Source organism: Muricauda sp. SCSIO 65647 (assembly GCF_021534965.1).
GTDB lineage: Bacteria > Bacteroidota > Bacteroidia > Flavobacteriales > Flavobacteriaceae > Flagellimonas_A.
Map to the genome: position 1 here is coordinate 365,251 of NZ_CP091037.1, position 18,336 is coordinate 383,586.

12 protein-coding genes are annotated in these 18,336 nt (G+C 44.9%); 8 read left to right on the forward strand and 4 right to left on the reverse strand.

Annotated features, from left to right (window positions below; all coding sequences use genetic code 11):
* Positions 1 to 21: 21 nt before the first annotated feature.
* The 6 genes from L0P89_RS01560 to L0P89_RS01585 all read left to right on the forward strand — a co-directional run bounded on the left by L0P89_RS01560 (position 22) and on the right by L0P89_RS01585 (position 7,600).
* Positions 22 to 1,215 (forward strand): aspartate aminotransferase family protein, encoded by a 1,194-nt coding sequence (locus L0P89_RS01560; RefSeq protein ID WP_235266654.1) that lies wholly within the window; start codon positions 22 to 24, stop codon positions 1,213 to 1,215.
* Between the two features lie 87 nt (positions 1,216 to 1,302).
* Complete coding sequence (locus tag L0P89_RS01565) at positions 1,303 to 2,703, forward strand: tetratricopeptide repeat protein (RefSeq protein WP_235266655.1); 1,401 nt, start codon at positions 1,303 to 1,305, stop codon at positions 2,701 to 2,703.
* A 24-nt stretch (positions 2,704 to 2,727) separates the two neighbouring features.
* Positions 2,728 to 3,645, forward strand: coding sequence for a DUF368 domain-containing protein (locus tag L0P89_RS01570; RefSeq protein ID WP_235266656.1), 918 nt, complete (start codon positions 2,728 to 2,730; stop codon positions 3,643 to 3,645).
* A gap of 18 nt (positions 3,646 to 3,663) precedes the next feature.
* A complete protein-coding gene (locus L0P89_RS01575) occupies positions 3,664 to 4,701 on the forward strand; it encodes a DUF368 domain-containing protein (RefSeq protein WP_235266657.1) in 1,038 nt (345 codons plus the stop codon).
* Positions 4,655 to 5,404 carry a shikimate dehydrogenase gene (locus L0P89_RS01580; RefSeq protein ID WP_235266658.1) on the forward strand — a complete coding sequence of 250 codons (750 nt, stop codon included), beginning with the start codon at positions 4,655 to 4,657 and terminating at the stop codon, positions 5,402 to 5,404. The genes L0P89_RS01575 and L0P89_RS01580 overlap by 47 nt, the downstream gene beginning before the upstream one ends.
* 162 nt (positions 5,405 to 5,566) lie before the next feature.
* On the forward strand, positions 5,567 to 7,600 hold the full coding sequence (locus L0P89_RS01585; protein ID WP_235266659.1) for a DUF349 domain-containing protein: 2,034 nt from the start codon (positions 5,567 to 5,569) through the stop codon (positions 7,598 to 7,600).
* 59 nt (positions 7,601 to 7,659) lie between these two features.
* On the opposite strand, the gene L0P89_RS01590 is transcribed toward L0P89_RS01585, so the two are convergent.
* Both L0P89_RS01590 and mnmA read right to left on the reverse strand, forming a co-directional pair.
* Entirely contained in the window at positions 7,660 to 8,601 is a 942-nt protein-coding gene (locus L0P89_RS01590; protein ID WP_235266660.1) for an NAD(P)H-dependent flavin oxidoreductase, read from the reverse strand.
* Positions 8,602 to 8,605: 4 nt separating this feature from the next.
* Entirely contained in the window at positions 8,606 to 9,796 is a 1,191-nt protein-coding gene (gene mnmA, locus L0P89_RS01595) for a tRNA 2-thiouridine(34) synthase MnmA (RefSeq protein WP_235266661.1), read from the reverse strand.
* 222 nt (positions 9,797 to 10,018) lie between these two features.
* Between mnmA and L0P89_RS01600 the strand changes: the two genes are divergently transcribed.
* Positions 10,019 to 11,398 carry a fasciclin domain-containing protein gene (locus L0P89_RS01600; RefSeq protein WP_235266662.1) on the forward strand — a complete coding sequence of 460 codons (1,380 nt, stop codon included), beginning with the start codon at positions 10,019 to 10,021 and terminating at the stop codon, positions 11,396 to 11,398.
* Positions 11,399 to 11,519: 121 nt separating this feature from the next.
* Complete coding sequence (locus tag L0P89_RS01605; RefSeq protein ID WP_235266663.1) at positions 11,520 to 14,498, forward strand: fasciclin domain-containing protein; 2,979 nt, start codon at positions 11,520 to 11,522, stop codon at positions 14,496 to 14,498.
* Positions 14,499 to 14,766: 268 nt separating this feature from the next.
* Here L0P89_RS01605 and yidC read toward each other — a convergent pair whose 3' ends face one another.
* Together yidC and L0P89_RS01615 are read right to left on the reverse strand one after the other, a co-directional pair.
* Entirely contained in the window at positions 14,767 to 16,632 is a 1,866-nt protein-coding gene (gene yidC / locus L0P89_RS01610; protein WP_235266664.1) for a membrane protein insertase YidC, read from the reverse strand.
* 63 nt (positions 16,633 to 16,695) lie between these two features.
* A complete protein-coding gene (locus tag L0P89_RS01615; RefSeq protein WP_235266665.1) occupies positions 16,696 to 18,333 on the reverse strand; it encodes a CTP synthase in 1,638 nt (545 codons plus the stop codon).
* Positions 18,334 to 18,336 lie beyond the last annotated feature (3 nt).

Here is an 18,336-nt window from a genome sequence, read left to right on the forward strand (position 1 = left end):
ATTGAAAGGCGCAACAAATCAATGAAAGAAGATTTCTTTAGATATCAAGCACAGACCACCCCGCACCCACTGGCCCTTGAAATATCACATGCCAGTGGCAGCTATATCTATGATGTACAGGGCAACGCCCATTTAGACTTTGTTGCGGGAGTCTCAGCATGCGGTCTGGGGCACTGTCACCCCAAAGTGGTCAAGGCGGTGCAAGAACAGTCTGAACAATACATGCATGTGATGGTCTATGGCGAGTATGTACAAAGACCTGCCGTGGCCTATACCAAACTGTTGGCCTCGCAATTACCCGACAATCTAGAAACGACCTATTTGGTCAATTCGGGTACCGAGGCCATCGAGGGAGCATTGAAATTGGCACGTAGGGTCACTGGGCGTTCAGAAATCATTGCAGCACATCATGCCTATCATGGCAACACCATGGGCAGCTTGAGTGTCATGGGGTTTGAGGAACGAAAAAGTGCTTTTCGTCCGTTGATTCCAGATGTTCGGTTCATCAAATTCAACGAAGAGAAAGATTTAGACCACATTACCCCAAAAACCGCGGCGGTCATTTTAGAGACCATTCAGGGAGGTGCAGGGTTCATTCTCCCAAAAGACAATTATTTGAAAAAAGTACGGCAACGATGTGATCAGGTCGGTGCGCTCTTGATATTGGATGAAATACAACCAGGTTTTGGTCGTACCGGAAAGTTGTTCGCCTTTGAACATTTCGGTTGCACTCCTGATATTTTGGTGATGGGCAAGGGTATGGCCTCAGGGCTTCCGGTAGGTGCGTTCACCACATCAAAAGAAATGATGGCCACGCTACAAGACAACCCAAAATTGGGGCACATCACCACCTTTGGCGGCAACCCTGTCATTGCGGCAGCCTGTTTGGCCACATTGAAAGAAATCACTGAGAGTGAATTGATTGTACAAACGCTTGAGAAAGAAAAACTGTTCCGTTCGCTTTTGGTACATCCTTTGATCAAAGAAATAAGGGGCAAGGGATTAATGCTAGCACTGATCATGCAAAATGCCCAGATTGCCAATGAATTGGTCTTGACCGCCGCCAGAAAAGGCCTGATACTTTTCTGGTTGCTTTTTGAGTCCAAGGCAGTGAGAGTCTCTCCCCCAATGACGATAAATGAAGAAGAAATTGAGAAGGGCTGTCGGCAAATCATCAGTATTTTAGACGATTACCAAAAACAGTCTGTTAACTAAATTGTTGATAAGAAACCCAAATCAAGGACAAAAATGAGGCCTTTAAAAGGCTAATTTTAAGTCCATAGTAGAACCAAACCAGTATCTATGGCGTTAGATTCTAACGAAAATTCCGATAAATCCATCCACAAATTCGAATCAATGCTCAAGACAGATGATGTCTATTTCTTCGATGCGGAAGATTTTGAAGATATCATTCACCACTACCTGAACAACGGTAAAGTGTCTTTGGGAAAGAAAGCCATACAGTTTGGTCTGCAGCAGCACCCACATAGCGTAGAACTGAAATTATTGCATGTCGAGGTGTTGGTTTTCGAAGACAAGTTTGAAGAGGCCGGTAAGTGGTTGGACGAACTACAGAACATCGACAGCCATAACGAGGAAATCTATGTGCAGCGGGCAAACATACAGTCTAAGCTAGACAACCATAAAAAGGCCGTAGAGCTCTTGCAGCAGGCGCTCGAACTGACCGATGACAGTTTCGACATCCACTCACTTCTAGGCATGGAATATCTTTTTATGGATGACTATGAAAAGGCCAAATTGAGTTTCATGCGCTGTGTCGAATTTGATGACCGCGATTACGCTTCGCTCTACAACGTTGTGTATTGCTTTGAGTTCATGGAAGATTATGATGGGGCCATACGCTACCTGAACGATTACCTAGAGCGCAACCCTTATTGTGAGGTTGCTTGGCACCAACTGGGCAAAATGTACTTTTCAAAACAAATGTACCAAGAGGCACTGGCAGCCTTTGATTTTGCCATCATATCAGATGATTCTTTTTTAGGAGCCTATTTTGAAAAGGGCAAAGTACTTGAAAAACTGGGCAAATATCGCGAGGCCATCGATTGCTATGAGACGACCATCGAAATAGATGACCCGACCTCACATGCCTTCTTGCGCATAGGTAAGTGCCATGAAGAATTGGGAAACGACGATTTGGCCAAGTATTACTTCTACAATACGGTTCACGAAGATCCCCTGCTCGATAAAGGCTGGTTGGCCATTACCGAATTTTATTTTAGAAAGAAGCAGTACAAAAAGGCGCTGCACTATATCAACAAGGCAATCAATATTGACGGTGAAAATGCCCGATATTGGAAAAAATGCGCCGAGATCTATTCAGCGTTGAAAAACTTCGACGAGGCCGATTTTGCCTACAAGCAAACAGTTGACCTAGGCAATTTTGAATTGGATACCTGGAAGAACTGGGTGACCGTTCTGCAAAAAACGGCAGATTTCAATACTGCAGAGCAAGTGTTGTTGCAAGCGATCGAATTCTACCCAGAAGAGGCAATCTTGTACTATCAATTGACTTTGGTATATCTTGCCTCTGACAAACCGCATGAAGCGCGCAAGAAATTGAAAAGCAGTATGGAACTAAATGCTGAAATGGTCACACATTTTAAAACCGATTTGATGAAATACAATCGGTTCTCGTGGATAACCGCTATCTTCGCCGACGATAAAAAGGCCTCAGCTTGATCAAGTTGGGAATTCATTTTTTTAATGGAAAGTTTACGAAAACCTATTGACTACGTTGTCATAGCCCTAAAAGGCATGGCCATGGGCATTGCCGAATTGGTTCCCGGTGTTTCAGCGGGCACTATTGCCTTTGTTGCAGGTATCTATGAAGAGTTCATTTCTTCAATTAACAATATTGACCTTAAAAGTTTTAGGATTTGGAAAGAAGAAGGCTTCGCCAGTTTTTGGAAACGGCTGAACGGTAACTTCATGATAACGCTATTGGTGGGTATGGCATTGGCCGTGCTGTCATTTACCAAACTTATACGATGGCTATTGGAAAATGAACCGATACTTATTTGGTCGTTCTTTTTTGGCCTAGTGGCGGCAAGCGTCGTCTTTGTGGCCAAAGCCATAGATCGATGGAAATTGATCCATGCCCTTTTATTTCTTCTCGGAGCTTCACTGGCCTATTATATCACTGGGTTGCCCCCCAGTGAAAGTTCTGGTAGTTTGATGTTCTTGTTTCTCTCAGGGGCTTTGGCCATTTGTGCAACTATTTTACCGGGTATATCGGGATCTTTCGTACTTGTATTGTTGGGAGCCTACAAAACACTGATCGATGCTCTTGATGAAAAAGATTTCAAAATATTGATCACCATGGCACTAGGTATACTGTTTGGCATACTTGGATTCTCAAAAATCTTAAAATGGATGTTTCAACACTACCGAAACATCACTTTGGCGGTTTTGACAGGGTTCATTCTAGGCTCACTCAATAAGATATGGCCTTGGAAAAGAGTATTGCAGACCAAGACCATAGGAAAAAAGAGCATTGTCATTGATGAGAACGTATCACCCTTTTCCTTTGACGGTGATCCTCAATTAATATCGGCCCTAATTTTAGCGGTCATTGGTTTTTCGCTTATTTTTATCCTCGAAAGGGCAGCCTCAAAAAAATAAGGGAAAAACCTACGGTCAATGCATCAGCCAAGAACATTTTGGGATAAATTCTTTTTGGTCATAAAAGGCCTCTTCATGGGTGCCGCCAATAAGGTGCCCGGTGTTTCTGGGGGCATTGTGGCCTTTGTTGGGGGGTTTTACGAAGAATTTATCTACTCCCTGCAAAAAATCAATCTAAAAGCCTTCAAATTATTGTTCAACGGGCGCTTCAAGAGTTTTTTGCGCTATACCAATGCCACTTTTTTAGTGCTGCTCATCACAGGTATGTTGGTGAGCTATTTCAGTGTCTCTCGTTTGTTGGACTATTTTTTGGACAAAAAAGAGCTTTTTGTCTGGGCAGCTTTTTTTGGCATGATCCTGGGTTCTATTTATTACATCTCAAAAGACTATAACCACTGGAACAAAAAGACCGTTCCTGCAGGTATCATAGGCCTTTTGATAGGACTCTCGATCAGCTTTTTGAGCCCTGCCAAGGAAAACGACAATTTATTGTTCATCTTTTTCTGCGGGATCATAAGTGTCTCGGGTATGACCCTGCCTGGTTTATCGGGGTCTTTTATTTTGATTCTTTTTGGAAACTACGTGCTATTATTGGTCGACTCGGTCAATGCGCTATATGATACCATGGCCGAAGTGTTTCGCGGCGATTTTAGTTTTTGGAACAATGCCCAGCGAATGGAGACCCTAAAAATACTGACCATCTTTACATTGGGTTCGGCCACGGGTCTGGTCACGCTCTCACATCTTTTGGGCTATGTGTTGAAAAGGTACCATGAAATCACCACTGCGGTCATTATCGGGTTCATTACGGGATCGCTCGGTGTGGTCTGGCCCTGGAAACGCACCCTTTATAAAACTGATGATTCGGGCAACTTTTTTCTAGATTCAAATGGGGATAAAATTATTACAAACTATCAGCGGTACTGGCCCGATTGGACAACCATGGAAACTTGGGGAGCTATATTTTTTGTAATATTCGGCATCTTTGTACTCTTGGCATTGGATTGGTATGGAAAAAATAGAAAAGAAAGAAAGAAGGTACGGGCTGGTCGGTAAAAATATATCCTACTCTTTTTCAAAAGGATATTTTGAAGAGAAGTTTGAGAAACTGGGGCTTTCAGAACACAGCTACTCTAATTTTGACCTACCGCAGATTTCAGACTTCAAAGACTTGATCCAAAACCGCAAATTGGCTGGACTGAACGTAACCATTCCCTATAAGGAAGCGGTGATTCCCTTTCTTGATGGATTGAGCGAAACTGCCCGAAGAATTGGTGCAGTGAACACCATCGAGTTCTCAAAAGATGGGCTGATCGGTCACAACACCGATGCCCATGGGTTTGAGAATTCACTAAAGCCCTTGCTAAAAAAACATCACTCCAACGCCCTTATTTTAGGTACGGGCGGTGCCTCGAAGGCAGTGGCGCACGTCTTGGATAAACTGAACATCACTTCGCAATATGTATCAAGAACCAAAAGCGATCGAACACGTTCATACGAAGAACTAAATGCCGAGATAATCAAAAACCATAACATTATCGTCAATTGTACACCACTGGGCACACATCCAAATGTTAGCAAAAGGCCTGCGATTCCCTATACCCATCTAACCGAAAAACACTTGCTGTACGATCTGATCTACAATCCCGCAAAAACAGCTTTCCTGTTAGAGGGAGAAAAAAGGGAAGCCACCATCAAGAACGGACTTGAAATGTTACAGCTCCAGGCCGAAAAGGCATGGGAAATCTGGAGCGCTTAAACGTACCGCGAATCCAATATTTCTTCCTATAAATCCTTCCATCGAAATCCTGTTCCGTCAAAGGGCGGCAAAAGAAGTTTCCGTATTTTTGCCAATGCTGCTTTTAGTTAGTAACTTGTAGTAGCAAAGCGCCATCTATCACAAACGATAAATAGCAAAAAGATGGAGGAGAAAGATCACAAACTGCAAGATGCTGCAGGGGAGCAAGAACATAAAGAAAACGAACCGAAAGATTCAGAAAAACAGGCCCTTGACCCGTTGGTAGAAGAAAAAAAAACTGACCAATCGGAAGACGAAGAAACCGAGATGGCCCCTACAGCTGAAGAGAGCGAAAACGATAAAGACGTTCAAGAGGAAATCGATGAGGAGAATGCCGAAGATGCCGAAGACAAAGAAAACGAAAAAAGGCACCACATTCCTTTCTTGGATTACCATTCCATGCCAATGGAGAACCTGGTCGGTGAATTACAACGACTGGTAAGGAACGAAAAGGTTCAGGCCATCAACAAGCATGTCAACTCCATCAAATACGAGTTTGACCAAAAGTACCAAGAGTTTATTGAGCACAAAAAGGAAGAATTCGTCGCCAATGGTGGCAATGAAATTGACTTCAGGTACAATTCGGTCACCAAAAGACAGTTCAACGAGGTTTACGGCGAATACCGTGAAAAACGCGACCACTATTATAAAAATCTCGAAAAGACCCTAAAGGAGAACCTAGACAAACGATTGGCCATCATCGAACAGCTCAAAGGTCTTGTGAATGTCGAAGAAGACATGAACACCACCTACAAGAACTTCAAAGAACTGCAAGAACAGTGGCGCAATGTAGGGCCCATACCGCGAAGTAACTATAATGATGTATGGCGCACCTATCATCACCATACCGAAATATTCTACGATTTTCTGCACCTGAACCGCGAACTGCGCGATCTCGATTTCAGGCACAACCTTGAAGAAAAGCAAAAGTTGGTCGAACGTGCCGAAGCATTGCTCACAGAGACCGATCTGGGCAAGGCTTTTCGAGAATTGCAAACGTTGCACAAGATCTGGAAAGAAGATATTGGGCCAGTGGCCAAAGAGCACCGCGAAGAGGTCTGGGAACGGTTTAGCAATGCCACAAAGGCACTGCACCTGAGAAGGCAAGAGTTCAACAAAGAGCTGGAAAAGCAGTTTGAGAAAAACCTTGAAACAAAAAATGGACTTATCGCTTCCATAACCGTGTTGAGTGAAAATGTAGCGGACAGCCATAGAGTGATACAGCAACAGATAAAAGAGGTAGAAGGGCTACGTGACGCTTTTTTCAAAGCGGGCAAAGTACCACAAAAAAGCAGTAATGCCACTTGGACAGCCTTCAAAGAAGCCGTTCGTGCATTTAACCGAAAAAAGAACCAGTTCTACAAAGACCTCAAGAAGGGCCAACATGAAAACCTCGAGAAGAAAAAAGCGCTCTTGGCGTTGGCCGTCTCTCTAAAAGATAGTGAAGACTTTGAATCGACCACTCCTGAAATGAAGCGAATCCAGGCGGAGTGGAAAAAAATCGGCCACGTACCCCGAAAGTACTCTGATAAAATATGGAACGAGTTTAAAGAAGCCTGCAACCATTATTTTGACCGTATGCACTCTCGGCGCAATGCCGCCCATAAGGTAGAATATGAAAACTATGAGAAAAAGAATGCCTGTTTGAATCGGTTAAAAGCTTTTACCCTAGGCAAAGACAAAGAAAAAGATCTACAGACCGTCAAAGATTTCGTTGAGGAATGGAAAGGCTATGGGCGCATACCCTACAACAAAAAACACATCAACGGTAAATTCAACAAAATCATAGATGCCCTTTTAAAAAAATTAGGGGTTGATAGGCAAGAGGCCGAATTGATGAAGTATGGCAACAAAATACAGCAATTGGCTCGAGCCGACAGCAATAGGGCCATAGCCAACGAACGTACGTTCATAAAGCGCAAGATAAACGATGCCAAAAATGAGATTCGGCAACTTGAGAACAACCTTCAATTCTTTAGCGGTGCCTCAGAAGATAACCCCTTGGTACAAGAGGTGGTCAAAAACATAGAACGGCACAAAGAGACCCTATCGACTTGGAAAGCCAAGTTGAAAAAGCTCAACGTGATGGAAAATAGGTTGAGCAAAGAGGCAGATGACGAAAATGATAGTGCCAACGGTTCAGACGAAGAAGAATAGACCCTTCTGAAATATTATTCAAGACCTGATCCGACTAGTTATTTGAATTGATCTGGGCTTTAATACCTTGCTACTCCCTTCCTTGCAATTTCAAACTCGCCGATTATCTCTTGAAGAATCTGGGCAGCGGGCTTAACATCATGAATCAATGCGGAGACTTGCCCGATTTCAAGTTCGCCTTCCTCCAGATCACCTTCAAACATTCCTTTCTTGGCACGCGCCCGGCCCAAAAGTGTTTTCAATTCCTCAACCGTTGCACCCTTGGCATAGGCCTGTTGTACATCTTGGTAAAATTTATTTTTTAGCAATCTTACGGGAGCAAGCTCTTTGAGTGTCAGTTGGGTATCGCCCTCTTTGGCCTTGACCACTTCATTCTTGAACAGGGGATGTGATGAAGCCTCTTCACTGGCCACAAAACGACTGCCAACCTGCACGCCATCGGCCCCAAGTACCATAGCGGCCAACATCTGATGCCCAGTAGCAATGCCCCCAGCGGCAATTAAGGGGATATTGATCTTTTCTTTTACCGCAGGAATCAACACCATAGTGGTTGTCTCATCACGGCCATTGTGGCCGCCCGCTTCAAAGCCTTCGGCCACCACGGCATCAACACCAGCTTCTTGGGCCTTTAAGGCAAATTTGACACTGCTGACCACATGCACCACCGCAATGTCTTTCTTTTTCAAAAAAGATGTCCAAGTTTTGGGATTTCCCGCAGAAGTGAACACAATTTTGACCTCATTGTCTACAACAATCTGCATCAACCTATCGATATCAGGATACAACATGGGTACGTTGACCCCAAATGGCTTATCCGTGGCCTTTTTACATTTTTGAATGTGTTCTAGCAAGACCTCGGGGTACATGCTCCCCGCTCCTAAAATTCCAAGCCCACCGGCATTGGCAACTGCCGAAGCCAATCGCCAGCCACTGGCCCATACCATACCTGCCTGTACAACAGGATACTGAACATTGAAAAGTGTTGTAATCTTGTTTTGCATGCCGCTAAGATATCACTCCCGAACCAATCAGTTCATCACCGATATACCAAGCAACGAATTGGCCCTCGGTAATGGCAGACTGCTTTTCGTCAAAATCGACATAGAGTCCGCCCTCAACTTTATGAAGAGTTGCTTTTTGTAAAGGCTGTCGATAACGTATACGGGCCATAACCTTTATTGTGCCATCTATCTGAAGGGCCAATTCTGGCCGCACCCAGTGCAGTTCATCATCTTTCACAAAAAGGGTACGTCGGAAAAGACCCGGATGGGTCTTGCCCTGCCCCGTATAGATAATGTTCTCATCTACATCGGTTTCAATGACAAAAAGCGGTTCTTTGGTGCCTCCCACATCAAGACCTTTTCGCTGGCCAATGGTAAAAAAATGTGCCCCTTGGTGTTCACCGACCACTTGCCCATCATTCAAAGAATATGTAGGTTTTTGGGCATGGTGTGCCAACTCTTCTTTTTTGTCGGAAAAAGCTTCCCTCCCATTTTGATAATGCTCTGCATTTCTGGGTACCTCGACAATGATTCCCTTTTTGGGTTTTAGTTTCTGCTGTAAAAAGTCGGGCAAGCGAACTTTTCCGATGAAGCAAAGCCCTTGCGAGTCTTTTTTATCAGCGGTGACCAGATTGTTTTCTGCTGCTATTTGCCGCACCTCTGGCTTGGTCAACCCACCGATCGGGAAAAGGGTCTTTGTCAACTGCCCTTGAGACAATTGACATAGAAAATACGATTGGTCTTTGTTGGTATCGACACCGGCCAGAAGTTGGTAGGTCTCCGAACCATTCTCATTTTGAATGATTCCCCTCCTACAATAATGACCGGTAGCCACATAGTCTGCGCCCAATTGAAGAGCGATTTTCATGAATACATCAAATTTGATCTCACGATTGCAAAGCACATCGGGGTTGGGGGTTCGGCCAAGTTCATATTCGTTGAACATATAATCTACAATACGCTCTTTGTATTCAGCGCTCAAATCAACAGTCTGAAAGGGAATGCCCAATTTCTCAGCAACTATCAAGGCATCATTGCTATCTTCAAGCCATGGACATTCATCAGAAATGGTCACAGAGTCGTCGTGCCAATTCTTCATGAAAAGACCTATAACATCATAGCCGCGTTGCTTCAATAGAAAAGCCGCGACACTCGAGTCGACACCTCCTGAAAGTCCGACCACTACTTTTTTCATCCCTGCGCTTTTTGTGGATACAAAATTACAAAATAGTTCACCCCTGACCATGTCACCCAAACATGGCCAAGACAGTTTATCATGACTTATGGATTATGAAATGTTCAATTTTTCATAAAAAATGTTAAACTTTTTATAAAAAACATTAAACAAAAGCAACGTATTTCTTTTTGTTTAATCTTTGAGATAATTAGTTAAACTAAAATCTAAAAACAATTTACTATGAAAAGAATTCTCAAATTTCCCCAAATTCTTATGGTCCTCTTTCTACTGGCTATCGTGGCCTGTAGTGATGACGATGACAATGATGTTCCGCAAATAACACCAGATCCCTCAATAGTAGATTTGGCAGTAGGTTCTGCTGATTTAACCACTTTGGTAGACGCCTTGACAAGGGCAAACTTGGTCAATACCCTGCAAGGTGATGGGCCTTTTACGGTATTTGCGCCCACCAATAGTGCTTTCAACACTTTTCTGAGTGACAATAATTTTTCTTCGTTGGATGATGTGCCCACCGACCTTTTGACAGATGTTCTGTTGAACCATGTGGTTTCAGGCAACAATACATCCACTAGCCTGAGCACTGGCTACGTTTCAAGTCTATCAACAGCAGGAGCCGAAGATAGGGCTTTGAGCCTTTTCATCAATACCGATGGAGGTGTAAACATCAATGGAGTTGCAGACGTAACCACGGCAGATGTAACCGCTTCAAACGGTGTCGTACATATTGTAGATGCGGTTATTGGGCTGCCCAATATTGTAGACCACGCGATCGCTAATCCAGATTTATCGTCTCTAGTAGGGGCACTGACCGATGGCGGTAATACCACTTTTACCGATTTGCTTTCAGATACCGCTACTAGCTTTACCGTCTTTGCTCCGGTAAACAGCGCCTTTTCATCATTTACAAATCCGAATGGCAATGCTTTGGCAACGATTCTTTCATACCATGTTGTCGCAGGCGATGCCGCTTTTTCAGATGAACTGATGAACATGTATGTGACTACCGCCGCCACCAATGGAGATGGCGATGCCTTGAGCCAGTATATCAATATAGATGATGGTGTGACCATAAATGGGGCCAGTTCTGTTGCAGCTGCTGACATTGTAGCCACCAACGGTGTGATTCATGCCGTTGATGCGGTCATCGATTTGCCAACAGTGGTCACTTTTGCTGTAGCTGACCCGAATTTCTCCACCTTGGTGGAGGCACTGACGACTTTGACGCCCAGTGTTGATTTTGCCGGTGTGCTTTCCGCTCAAGATGGCAATGGTGACGATCCCTTTACTGTTTTTGCTCCTACAAACGATGCTTTTGCCGCTTTGAGTGCAATTCCAGCCGAGGCAGATTTGATTCCCATATTACAACACCATGTAGTCGCTGGCGCGAATGTTAGGTCTGGTGACCTAACAGATGGAATCTCTGCAACCACGCTCGAGGGTGATGACATTACCATCAATTTACCAGGTACTGGTGACAATATTGCCGATATTACAGACGGTGCCGGCAACATGGGCATTGGTATCATTGCTGTCGATGTTCAAGCCAATAATGGTGTCATCCATGTAGTGAACCAAGTTTTGCTGCCCGACACCAACTAATTGATAAAGGGCGAGGATTGATATAAATCCTTGCCCTTCCTTTTAATTCATACCCCACATCTTATTCTTGCCCTGGTCTGCTTGTGCCATAGAACAACTATTAACACTATAAAATCTGATTATGAAAAAGTTTATCTCTTTAAAGGGCTTGTTCTTGCTGGCCCTAACATTTCCTTTATTCTTTTCCTGTAATAAAGATGACGACAACGACGATCTAGTTCAACAAAGCACTTCGAACATCGTAGTGACCGCACAGAACACAGATGCCTTGAGCAGTCTTGTGGGCGCTCTTACAAAAGCAGATGAGAATGATGATTCAGACCTTATCGGCACCCTTGCAGGTGACGGACCTTTTACGGTATTTGCACCCACGAATGAAGCTTTCAATACACTTCTCGCTTCTTTGGATGGATTTGATTCCCTCGAAGATTTTGACACCCCAGAAGAAAAAACTTTGCTTGCGACCATACTGCAGTACCACGTGATTGCAGGGGCCGCGGCAGCCTCAACCGATTTGAGCGAGGCACAGGAACTCACTACGGTACAAGGCGAAAGAATCACTGTTTCACTTGATGGCGGGGTATTTTTGGATGATGCCACCGAAACCGACGCTGAGGTAATCATACCTGATGTGGGTGCCAGTAATGGAATCGTTCATGTCATCAGTAAAGTACTACTGCCCCAAGCAATCATTGATGCCCTAAATGCCGATGACATGGGTGACGAAACTAAAAACTTGGTTGAAATCGTAGTCGAAGCCGAATCACTCTCTGCTTTGGAAGCGGCCGTGATCAAGGCAGAATTGGTCGAGACCCTTTCAGGAGAAGGACCGTTCACGGTATTTGCACCGACTGACCATGCCTTTACTGCACTTTTGGATGCATTGGGAGACGACTATAACAGTCTCGACGATTTCGATACCGACGAAGAGATTGCACTCTTGACAGATATTCTACTGTACCATGTCATTCCAGCAAAAGTCTTGGCTGCTGATTTAGACGAAGGTGAAGTGGCCACCGCCTTGGCGGAAAACAAAATAGAAATCATTGCCGATGGAGATACCTTTGTCATTGGGGATGCTTCTGATACCAATGCGAATATTACCGGTACCGACATCATGGCCTCCAACGGTGTGGCCCATACCATCGATAAAGTTTTATTACCCCAGTCAGCTATCGATTTTGTGGCGTCATTGCAAAAAAAGAACATTGTAGAAATTGCACAAGAAACGGAAGACCTCAGCGTTTTGGTCGAGGCATTGATCGCTGCAGATGCCGGTTTGGTCGAGACATTGAGTGGAGAAGGTCCCTTCACGGTTTTTGCTCCGACCAATGATGCGTTTGTGGCCTTGTTGGGTGCTCTTGGCGACGATTACAACAGCTTGGCTGACTTTGATACCCAAGAAGAAATCGATCTATTGGTCGATATATTGAAATATCATGTGGTGGCCGGAGCAGCTGCTTTTTCCACTGACCTGAGTGATGGGCAAATGATAACTACTGTAAATGGTAGTGATGTCACTGTTAGCATCAAAGATGGAATGGTGCATATTGTAGATGCCACGGGAGATGGTGCTACAGTGACCCTACCCGATGTTGAGGCCAGCAATGGTGTGGTTCATGTTATCAACAAGGTATTGTTGCCCCAATCAGCTGTTGATTTCTTAGCAGAGCTGCAGTTGAAGAACATCGTTGAAATCGCCATTGAAACCGATGACCTAAGCTTGTTGGTAGAGGCATTGATAGCTGCAGATGCCGGACTGGTAGAGGCATTGAGCGGAGAAGGTCCTTTCACTGTATTTGCACCGACCAACCATGCCTTTGTTGAGTTATTGGACGTGTTGGGCGATGACTACAATAGTCTTGCAGACTTCGATACTGAAGAAGAGATCAACCTACTCATCGACATCTTGAAATATCATGTGGTGGCAGGCGCTGCGGCTTTCTCGACCGACCTGATGGATGGGCAACAAATCGAAACCCTTCAAGGTGGTAGCGTAACTATCGGCATCAACGGCGGCGTGTCCATAAAAGATGCCACCGATGATCCGGCACATGTAGATTTGGCCGATGTCGAAGCGAGCAACGGGGTGGTACATGTTATCGACAAGGTATTATTGCCACAATCAGCTGTTGACTTTGTTGCCCAACTACAACTTAAGACTATAGTCGAAATAGCTGTGGAGACCGATGATCTAAGTCTATTGGTCGATGCTTTGGTTCAGGCTGATGCTGGACTCGTAGAAGCCCTAGGTGGTGAAGGCCCATTTACTGTTTTTGCACCTACCAACCATGCCTTTGTTGATCTTTTGGGCATATTGGGAGACGAGTACCACGGTATTGCAGATTTTGATACGGCTGAAGAAAAGGCACTCTTGGTCGATATCTTGACCTATCATGTTGTCTCAGGCACAGCAGCCTTCTCAACAGACCTGATGGATGGGCAACAAATCGAAACCCTACAAGGCGAAAAAGTAACCATCGGTATCAATGGCGGTGTGTTTATAAAAGATGCCACTGACGATACTGCCCATGTCGATATACCCGATGTAACCGCCAGCAACGGAGTAGTACATGTCATCGACAAGGTATTGCTACCGCAATCGGCCATCGATGCGCTGACACCCCCAGTGCCCAATATTGTTGAATTGGCACAGTCTGTTGATGATCTGAGCCTATTGGTCGATGCACTTGTTCAGGCTGATGCCGGATTGGTAGAAGTATTGGGCGGCGATGGTCCCTTCACCGTTTTTGCGCCAACAAACCAAGCATTTGCCGACCTCTTATATGACTTGGGAGATGATTATCACAGTCTAGCCGATTTTGATACCCCGGCCGAAAAAGAATTGCTGGCCAAGATATTGACCTATCATGTAGTTGCTGGGGCCGCATTGGCCTCTGGAGATTTGAAAGACCATCAAAGGTTGCACACCGTTCAAGGCGAAGATGTAACGGTCATTCTTGACCATGGTGTGTTCATCCGCGACAAAACCCATTTCGATGCCGAGGTCATCGCGCCAAACAATGAGGCCAGTAATGGAATCGTGCATTTAATCGATAAGGTATTGCTGCCACAAGAGGTGATCGATGTACTGCATTGATAGCTGATTTTATAATCACTACGATTAAGATAAAAGCCCTTGGAAACGCTGTTTCCGAGGGCTTTTTATCGATAGTATCTACCACTCATCGATCACACATCAAAAGGCTCTTTTTTGCCATACAAAAATCCACTCTTGACAACTATTAATTTTCTGTGAAGGATTTATGCCGCATCTTTGAAGTCCCGAATCTTTCCAAACTATACCTATAGTGGTAGAGGCTTCCCCCGAAAGGGGGAAGTTTCATTTTAAAAAGTTCCCCAGGGCTTTATCTTTTTCCAGTCTTTTTTTGCTCCTCTGCCTGTTCCATCATCTCACGCATCTTACGCTGAAACCTGTTCTCTTTTTTAGGCTTCTTTTTATTCTCTTGAATTTGGGCATGGATCTTATCTTCATCCAAGATATAGTTCTTGATGGCCAACATGATAAAGATGGTGATCAGGTTTGAGATGAAGTAGTAAAGGCTCAACCCACTCGCATAGTTGTTGAAGAACACCAACATGATGACCGGTGACAGGTACATGATGAATTTCATATTCGGCATACCGGGCTGTTGCTGCATCTGCATGCTCTGGCCCGTGGTCATCATCATATAAAAGAAGATGGCCACCGATGCCAAAATGGGGAAAAGGCTCACGTGGTCACCATAAAAGGGAATCGTGAACGGTAACGTAAAGATGGAATCATAAGACGAAAGGTCTTCGGCCCATAAAAACGATTTCTGCCGCAAAGCAAATGAAGTTGGAAAGAACATGAACAGCGCATAGAAAATGGGAAGTTGCAGAAACGCCGGTATACAACCGCTCATCGGGCTCACCCCTGCCTTGTTGTAGAGCTTCATGGTCTCTTGCTGCTTTTTCATCGCATTGTCTTTGTACTTCTCATTGATCTCTGTGATCTCAGGCTTCAACACCTTCATCTTGGCCTGTGAGAGATATGATTTGTAGGTCACAGGCGACAAGGCCAACCGTACCACGATGGTCATGAGAATAATGGCGATACCATGTGGCAAGAAACCGCTCAAGAAATTGAAAAAGGGCGTGAAGATAAAACGGTTGATCCAACCAAAAATGCCCCAACCAAAGGGAATGGACTCAACCAGCCCCAGCTCTTTATGATCATCCAATACTTTGGCATCGGTTGGGCCATAGTACCAGTACATGTTCTGCGCCAGTTCGCCACCTTTCAGTTCCAATGGTACTTTAGACTGGTACTCTTTGGTGAACAATTGTTCTTTGGTCTCTTCTTCAACCAGGTTCTTTGAGAGCAACCCAGCCGTTTTAAAAGGTTCATCGGTCGCTAAAATGGCACTGAAAAAGTGTTGGCGGTATGATAGCCATTTTATGTTTTCTTCGGTCTCTTCATCCAATTCGCTACTTTCAGAGAGTTTGCTGATCTTGCCACCGTCATGGTTATAGGTCAAACGGGTATAACGGTTCTCATATTGAACGCTTTTGCCGCGCCGACGGCCTTTCATTTGCCATTCTAAGGCAATCGGCCTTGTGTTGTTGAAGATACCGTTCAGACCTTGGGATCGTACCGTGAAATCGACAAGATAGTCGTTTGGCTTCATTTCATAGCGGTATTCCAAGAACTGGTTTTCAGAGACTTTTGCCTTCAGCGACAATACTTGGTTTTCACCACTTTTGGTCAATGAGGGCTCAAAGTACAGTTGCGAAGTGTTCAACACCCGGTTATCATTGGTCGAGAAAGAAATGCCGAAATCAGCATTGCCATCCTTGACCAGATACACGGGCAAAGAATCAAAGTTCACGAAATTCTTCATTCGTGCCTCGACCACTTGTCCCCCCTTGTTTGAAATGGCCAAATAGAGCAACTCGTTCTCAAGTACCGAAATACCCTCTTTTGTTTGGGTAAAGCCAAAGGCACCGACAGAAGCCTTATATCCGGCAACAGCTGTAGAATCGTTCAGGTTTACCGTTGTCGCTTCGGTTGAAACCTCTTCTTTGGGCACCTCTTGTACTTTTGTCTCTGCTTCGACCTGTTCTTGCTTGGCTTTTTCGGCCTCCAATTCTTCAGGGGTGGGCTTGGTCATGTAAAACCAAAAAAGGAGGATTCCGAAAATAAGGACAAACCCTATTATCGAATTGAGGTCGAGTTTCTTTTCTTCCATGAAATCTTATTGTGCGATCTATTCGGTATGTTCAGCCTGCAAATATATGTCCAAAAAGGCATTTTATGCCAAACTGGCATTTGTTTGTTGCCGCTTCTGTGCCAGAACGGCTCTCACAAAGCCCACAAATAAAGGGTGTGGATTTGCAACGGTACTCTTGTATTCAGGGTGATACTGCACCCCCACAAACCAAGGATGTGATGGCAATTCGATGATTTCGACCAAACCGGTTTCAGCATTGATGCCCGAAGCGACCAGACCCGCTTCTTCAAAAGCAGCCTTGTAATCGTTGTTGAATTCAAAACGGTGGCGGTGCCGTTCTGTGATATGGGTCTCTCCATGATAGGCCTCGTGCACCAATGTGCCAGGGGTTATCTCACAGTCCCAGGCACCGAGTCTCATGGTGCCTCCCTTGTCAACGACCGACTTTTGTGCTTCCATCAAACTGATAACAGGATGCGGGGTCGCCTCATCCATTTCTGTTGAGTTGGCCTCTTGCAACCCTAAAATATTACGGGCAAATTCAATGACGGCCATTTGCATGCCCAAACAGATCCCTAAAAAGGGAATGTCATTCTCGCGGGCATAGCGTACTGCCATAATTTTGCCTTCTATGCCGCGTTCACCAAACCCAGGGGCTACCAAGATGCCGTCAAGACCCATCATTTTTTTGTCAAGATTGTTGGTCGCAATATATTCTGAATGGATGCTGCGCACATTTACCTCAACCTCATTGGCAGCGCCGGCATGAATGAACGACTCCAAAATCGATTTGTAAGAATCCTGTAATTCAACATACTTCCCGATGAGACCGATGGTGACCTTGTGTTTCGGGTTTTTATGGCGTTCCAAAAATGCCGTCCATTGGTCCAAATTGGGTGTGCTGCTATCGGGCAAAGCTAATTTGTTCAATGCCACGGTATCCAATCCTTCCTCATACATCATCAAGGGCACATCATAAATCGTGGAGGCGTCAATGGATTGTATTACCGCTTCTCGTCTGACATTGCAGAACAGTGCCAGTTTATTTTTGATCTCGTCAGATATCTCATGCTCGGTTCGGCATACCAGAATATCGGCCTTGATACCGCTCTCCATCAGGGTTTTTACCGAGTGCTGCGTAGGCTTGGTCTTCAACTCGCCCGCGGCCGATAAGAAAGGCACCAAGGTCAAGTGCACCACGATGCCATTGTTCTCACCGAGTTCCCAAAGCAATTGCCGTACGGCCTCGATATAGGGCAATGATTCAATATCGCCCACGGTACCCCCTATCTCGGTGATGACAATGTCGTAGTCGCCACTGTTGCCCAAAATCTGTATGCGCTCTTTTATCTCATTGGTGATATGGGGCACCACCTGTACCGTTTTGCCCAAAAACTCACCACGACGTTCTTTTTCGATGACACTTTGGTAGATCCTACCAGTGGTCACATTATTGGCCTGTGAAGTGCGCACGTTCAAAAAACGTTCATAATGGCCAAGATCCAAATCGGTCTCGGCACCATCTTCGGTCACATAGCACTCGCCATGTTCATAGGGGTTCAGCGTGCCCGGATCCACATTGATGTAAGGATCCAATTTTTGAATGGTGGTACGATAGCCCCTGGCTTGCAAGAGTTTGGCCAGTGAAGCTGCGATAATTCCCTTTCCTAATGATGAAGTTACTCCGCCCGTAACGAAAATGTACTTGGTCTGTGACATGGT

Excerpts from the sequence above, each read along its gene's own strand:
- L0P89_RS01560 (WP_235266654.1), top strand. The coding sequence starts at position 22 with ATGAAAGAAGATTTCTTTAGATATCAAGCACAGACCACCCCGCACCCA.
- L0P89_RS01565 (WP_235266655.1), top strand. The coding sequence starts at position 1,303 with ATGGCGTTAGATTCTAACGAAAATTCCGATAAATCCATCCACAAATTC.
- L0P89_RS01570 (WP_235266656.1), top strand. The coding sequence starts at position 2,728 with ATGGAAAGTTTACGAAAACCTATTGACTACGTTGTCATAGCCCTAAAA.
- L0P89_RS01575 (WP_235266657.1), top strand. The coding sequence starts at position 3,664 with ATGCATCAGCCAAGAACATTTTGGGATAAATTCTTTTTGGTCATAAAA.
- L0P89_RS01580 (WP_235266658.1), top strand. The coding sequence starts at position 4,655 with ATGGAAAAAATAGAAAAGAAAGAAAGAAGGTACGGGCTGGTCGGTAAA.
- L0P89_RS01585 (WP_235266659.1), top strand. The coding sequence starts at position 5,567 with ATGGAGGAGAAAGATCACAAACTGCAAGATGCTGCAGGGGAGCAAGAA.
- L0P89_RS01590 (WP_235266660.1), bottom strand. The coding sequence starts at position 8,601 with ATGCAAAACAAGATTACAACACTTTTCAATGTTCAGTATCCTGTTGTA.
- mnmA (WP_235266661.1), bottom strand. The coding sequence starts at position 9,796 with ATGAAAAAAGTAGTGGTCGGACTTTCAGGAGGTGTCGACTCGAGTGTC.
- L0P89_RS01600 (WP_235266662.1), top strand. The coding sequence starts at position 10,019 with ATGAAAAGAATTCTCAAATTTCCCCAAATTCTTATGGTCCTCTTTCTA.
- L0P89_RS01605 (WP_235266663.1), top strand. The coding sequence starts at position 11,520 with ATGAAAAAGTTTATCTCTTTAAAGGGCTTGTTCTTGCTGGCCCTAACA.
- yidC (WP_235266664.1), bottom strand. The coding sequence starts at position 16,632 with ATGGAAGAAAAGAAACTCGACCTCAATTCGATAATAGGGTTTGTCCTT.
- L0P89_RS01615 (WP_235266665.1), bottom strand. The coding sequence starts at position 18,333 with ATGTCACAGACCAAGTACATTTTCGTTACGGGCGGAGTAACTTCATCA.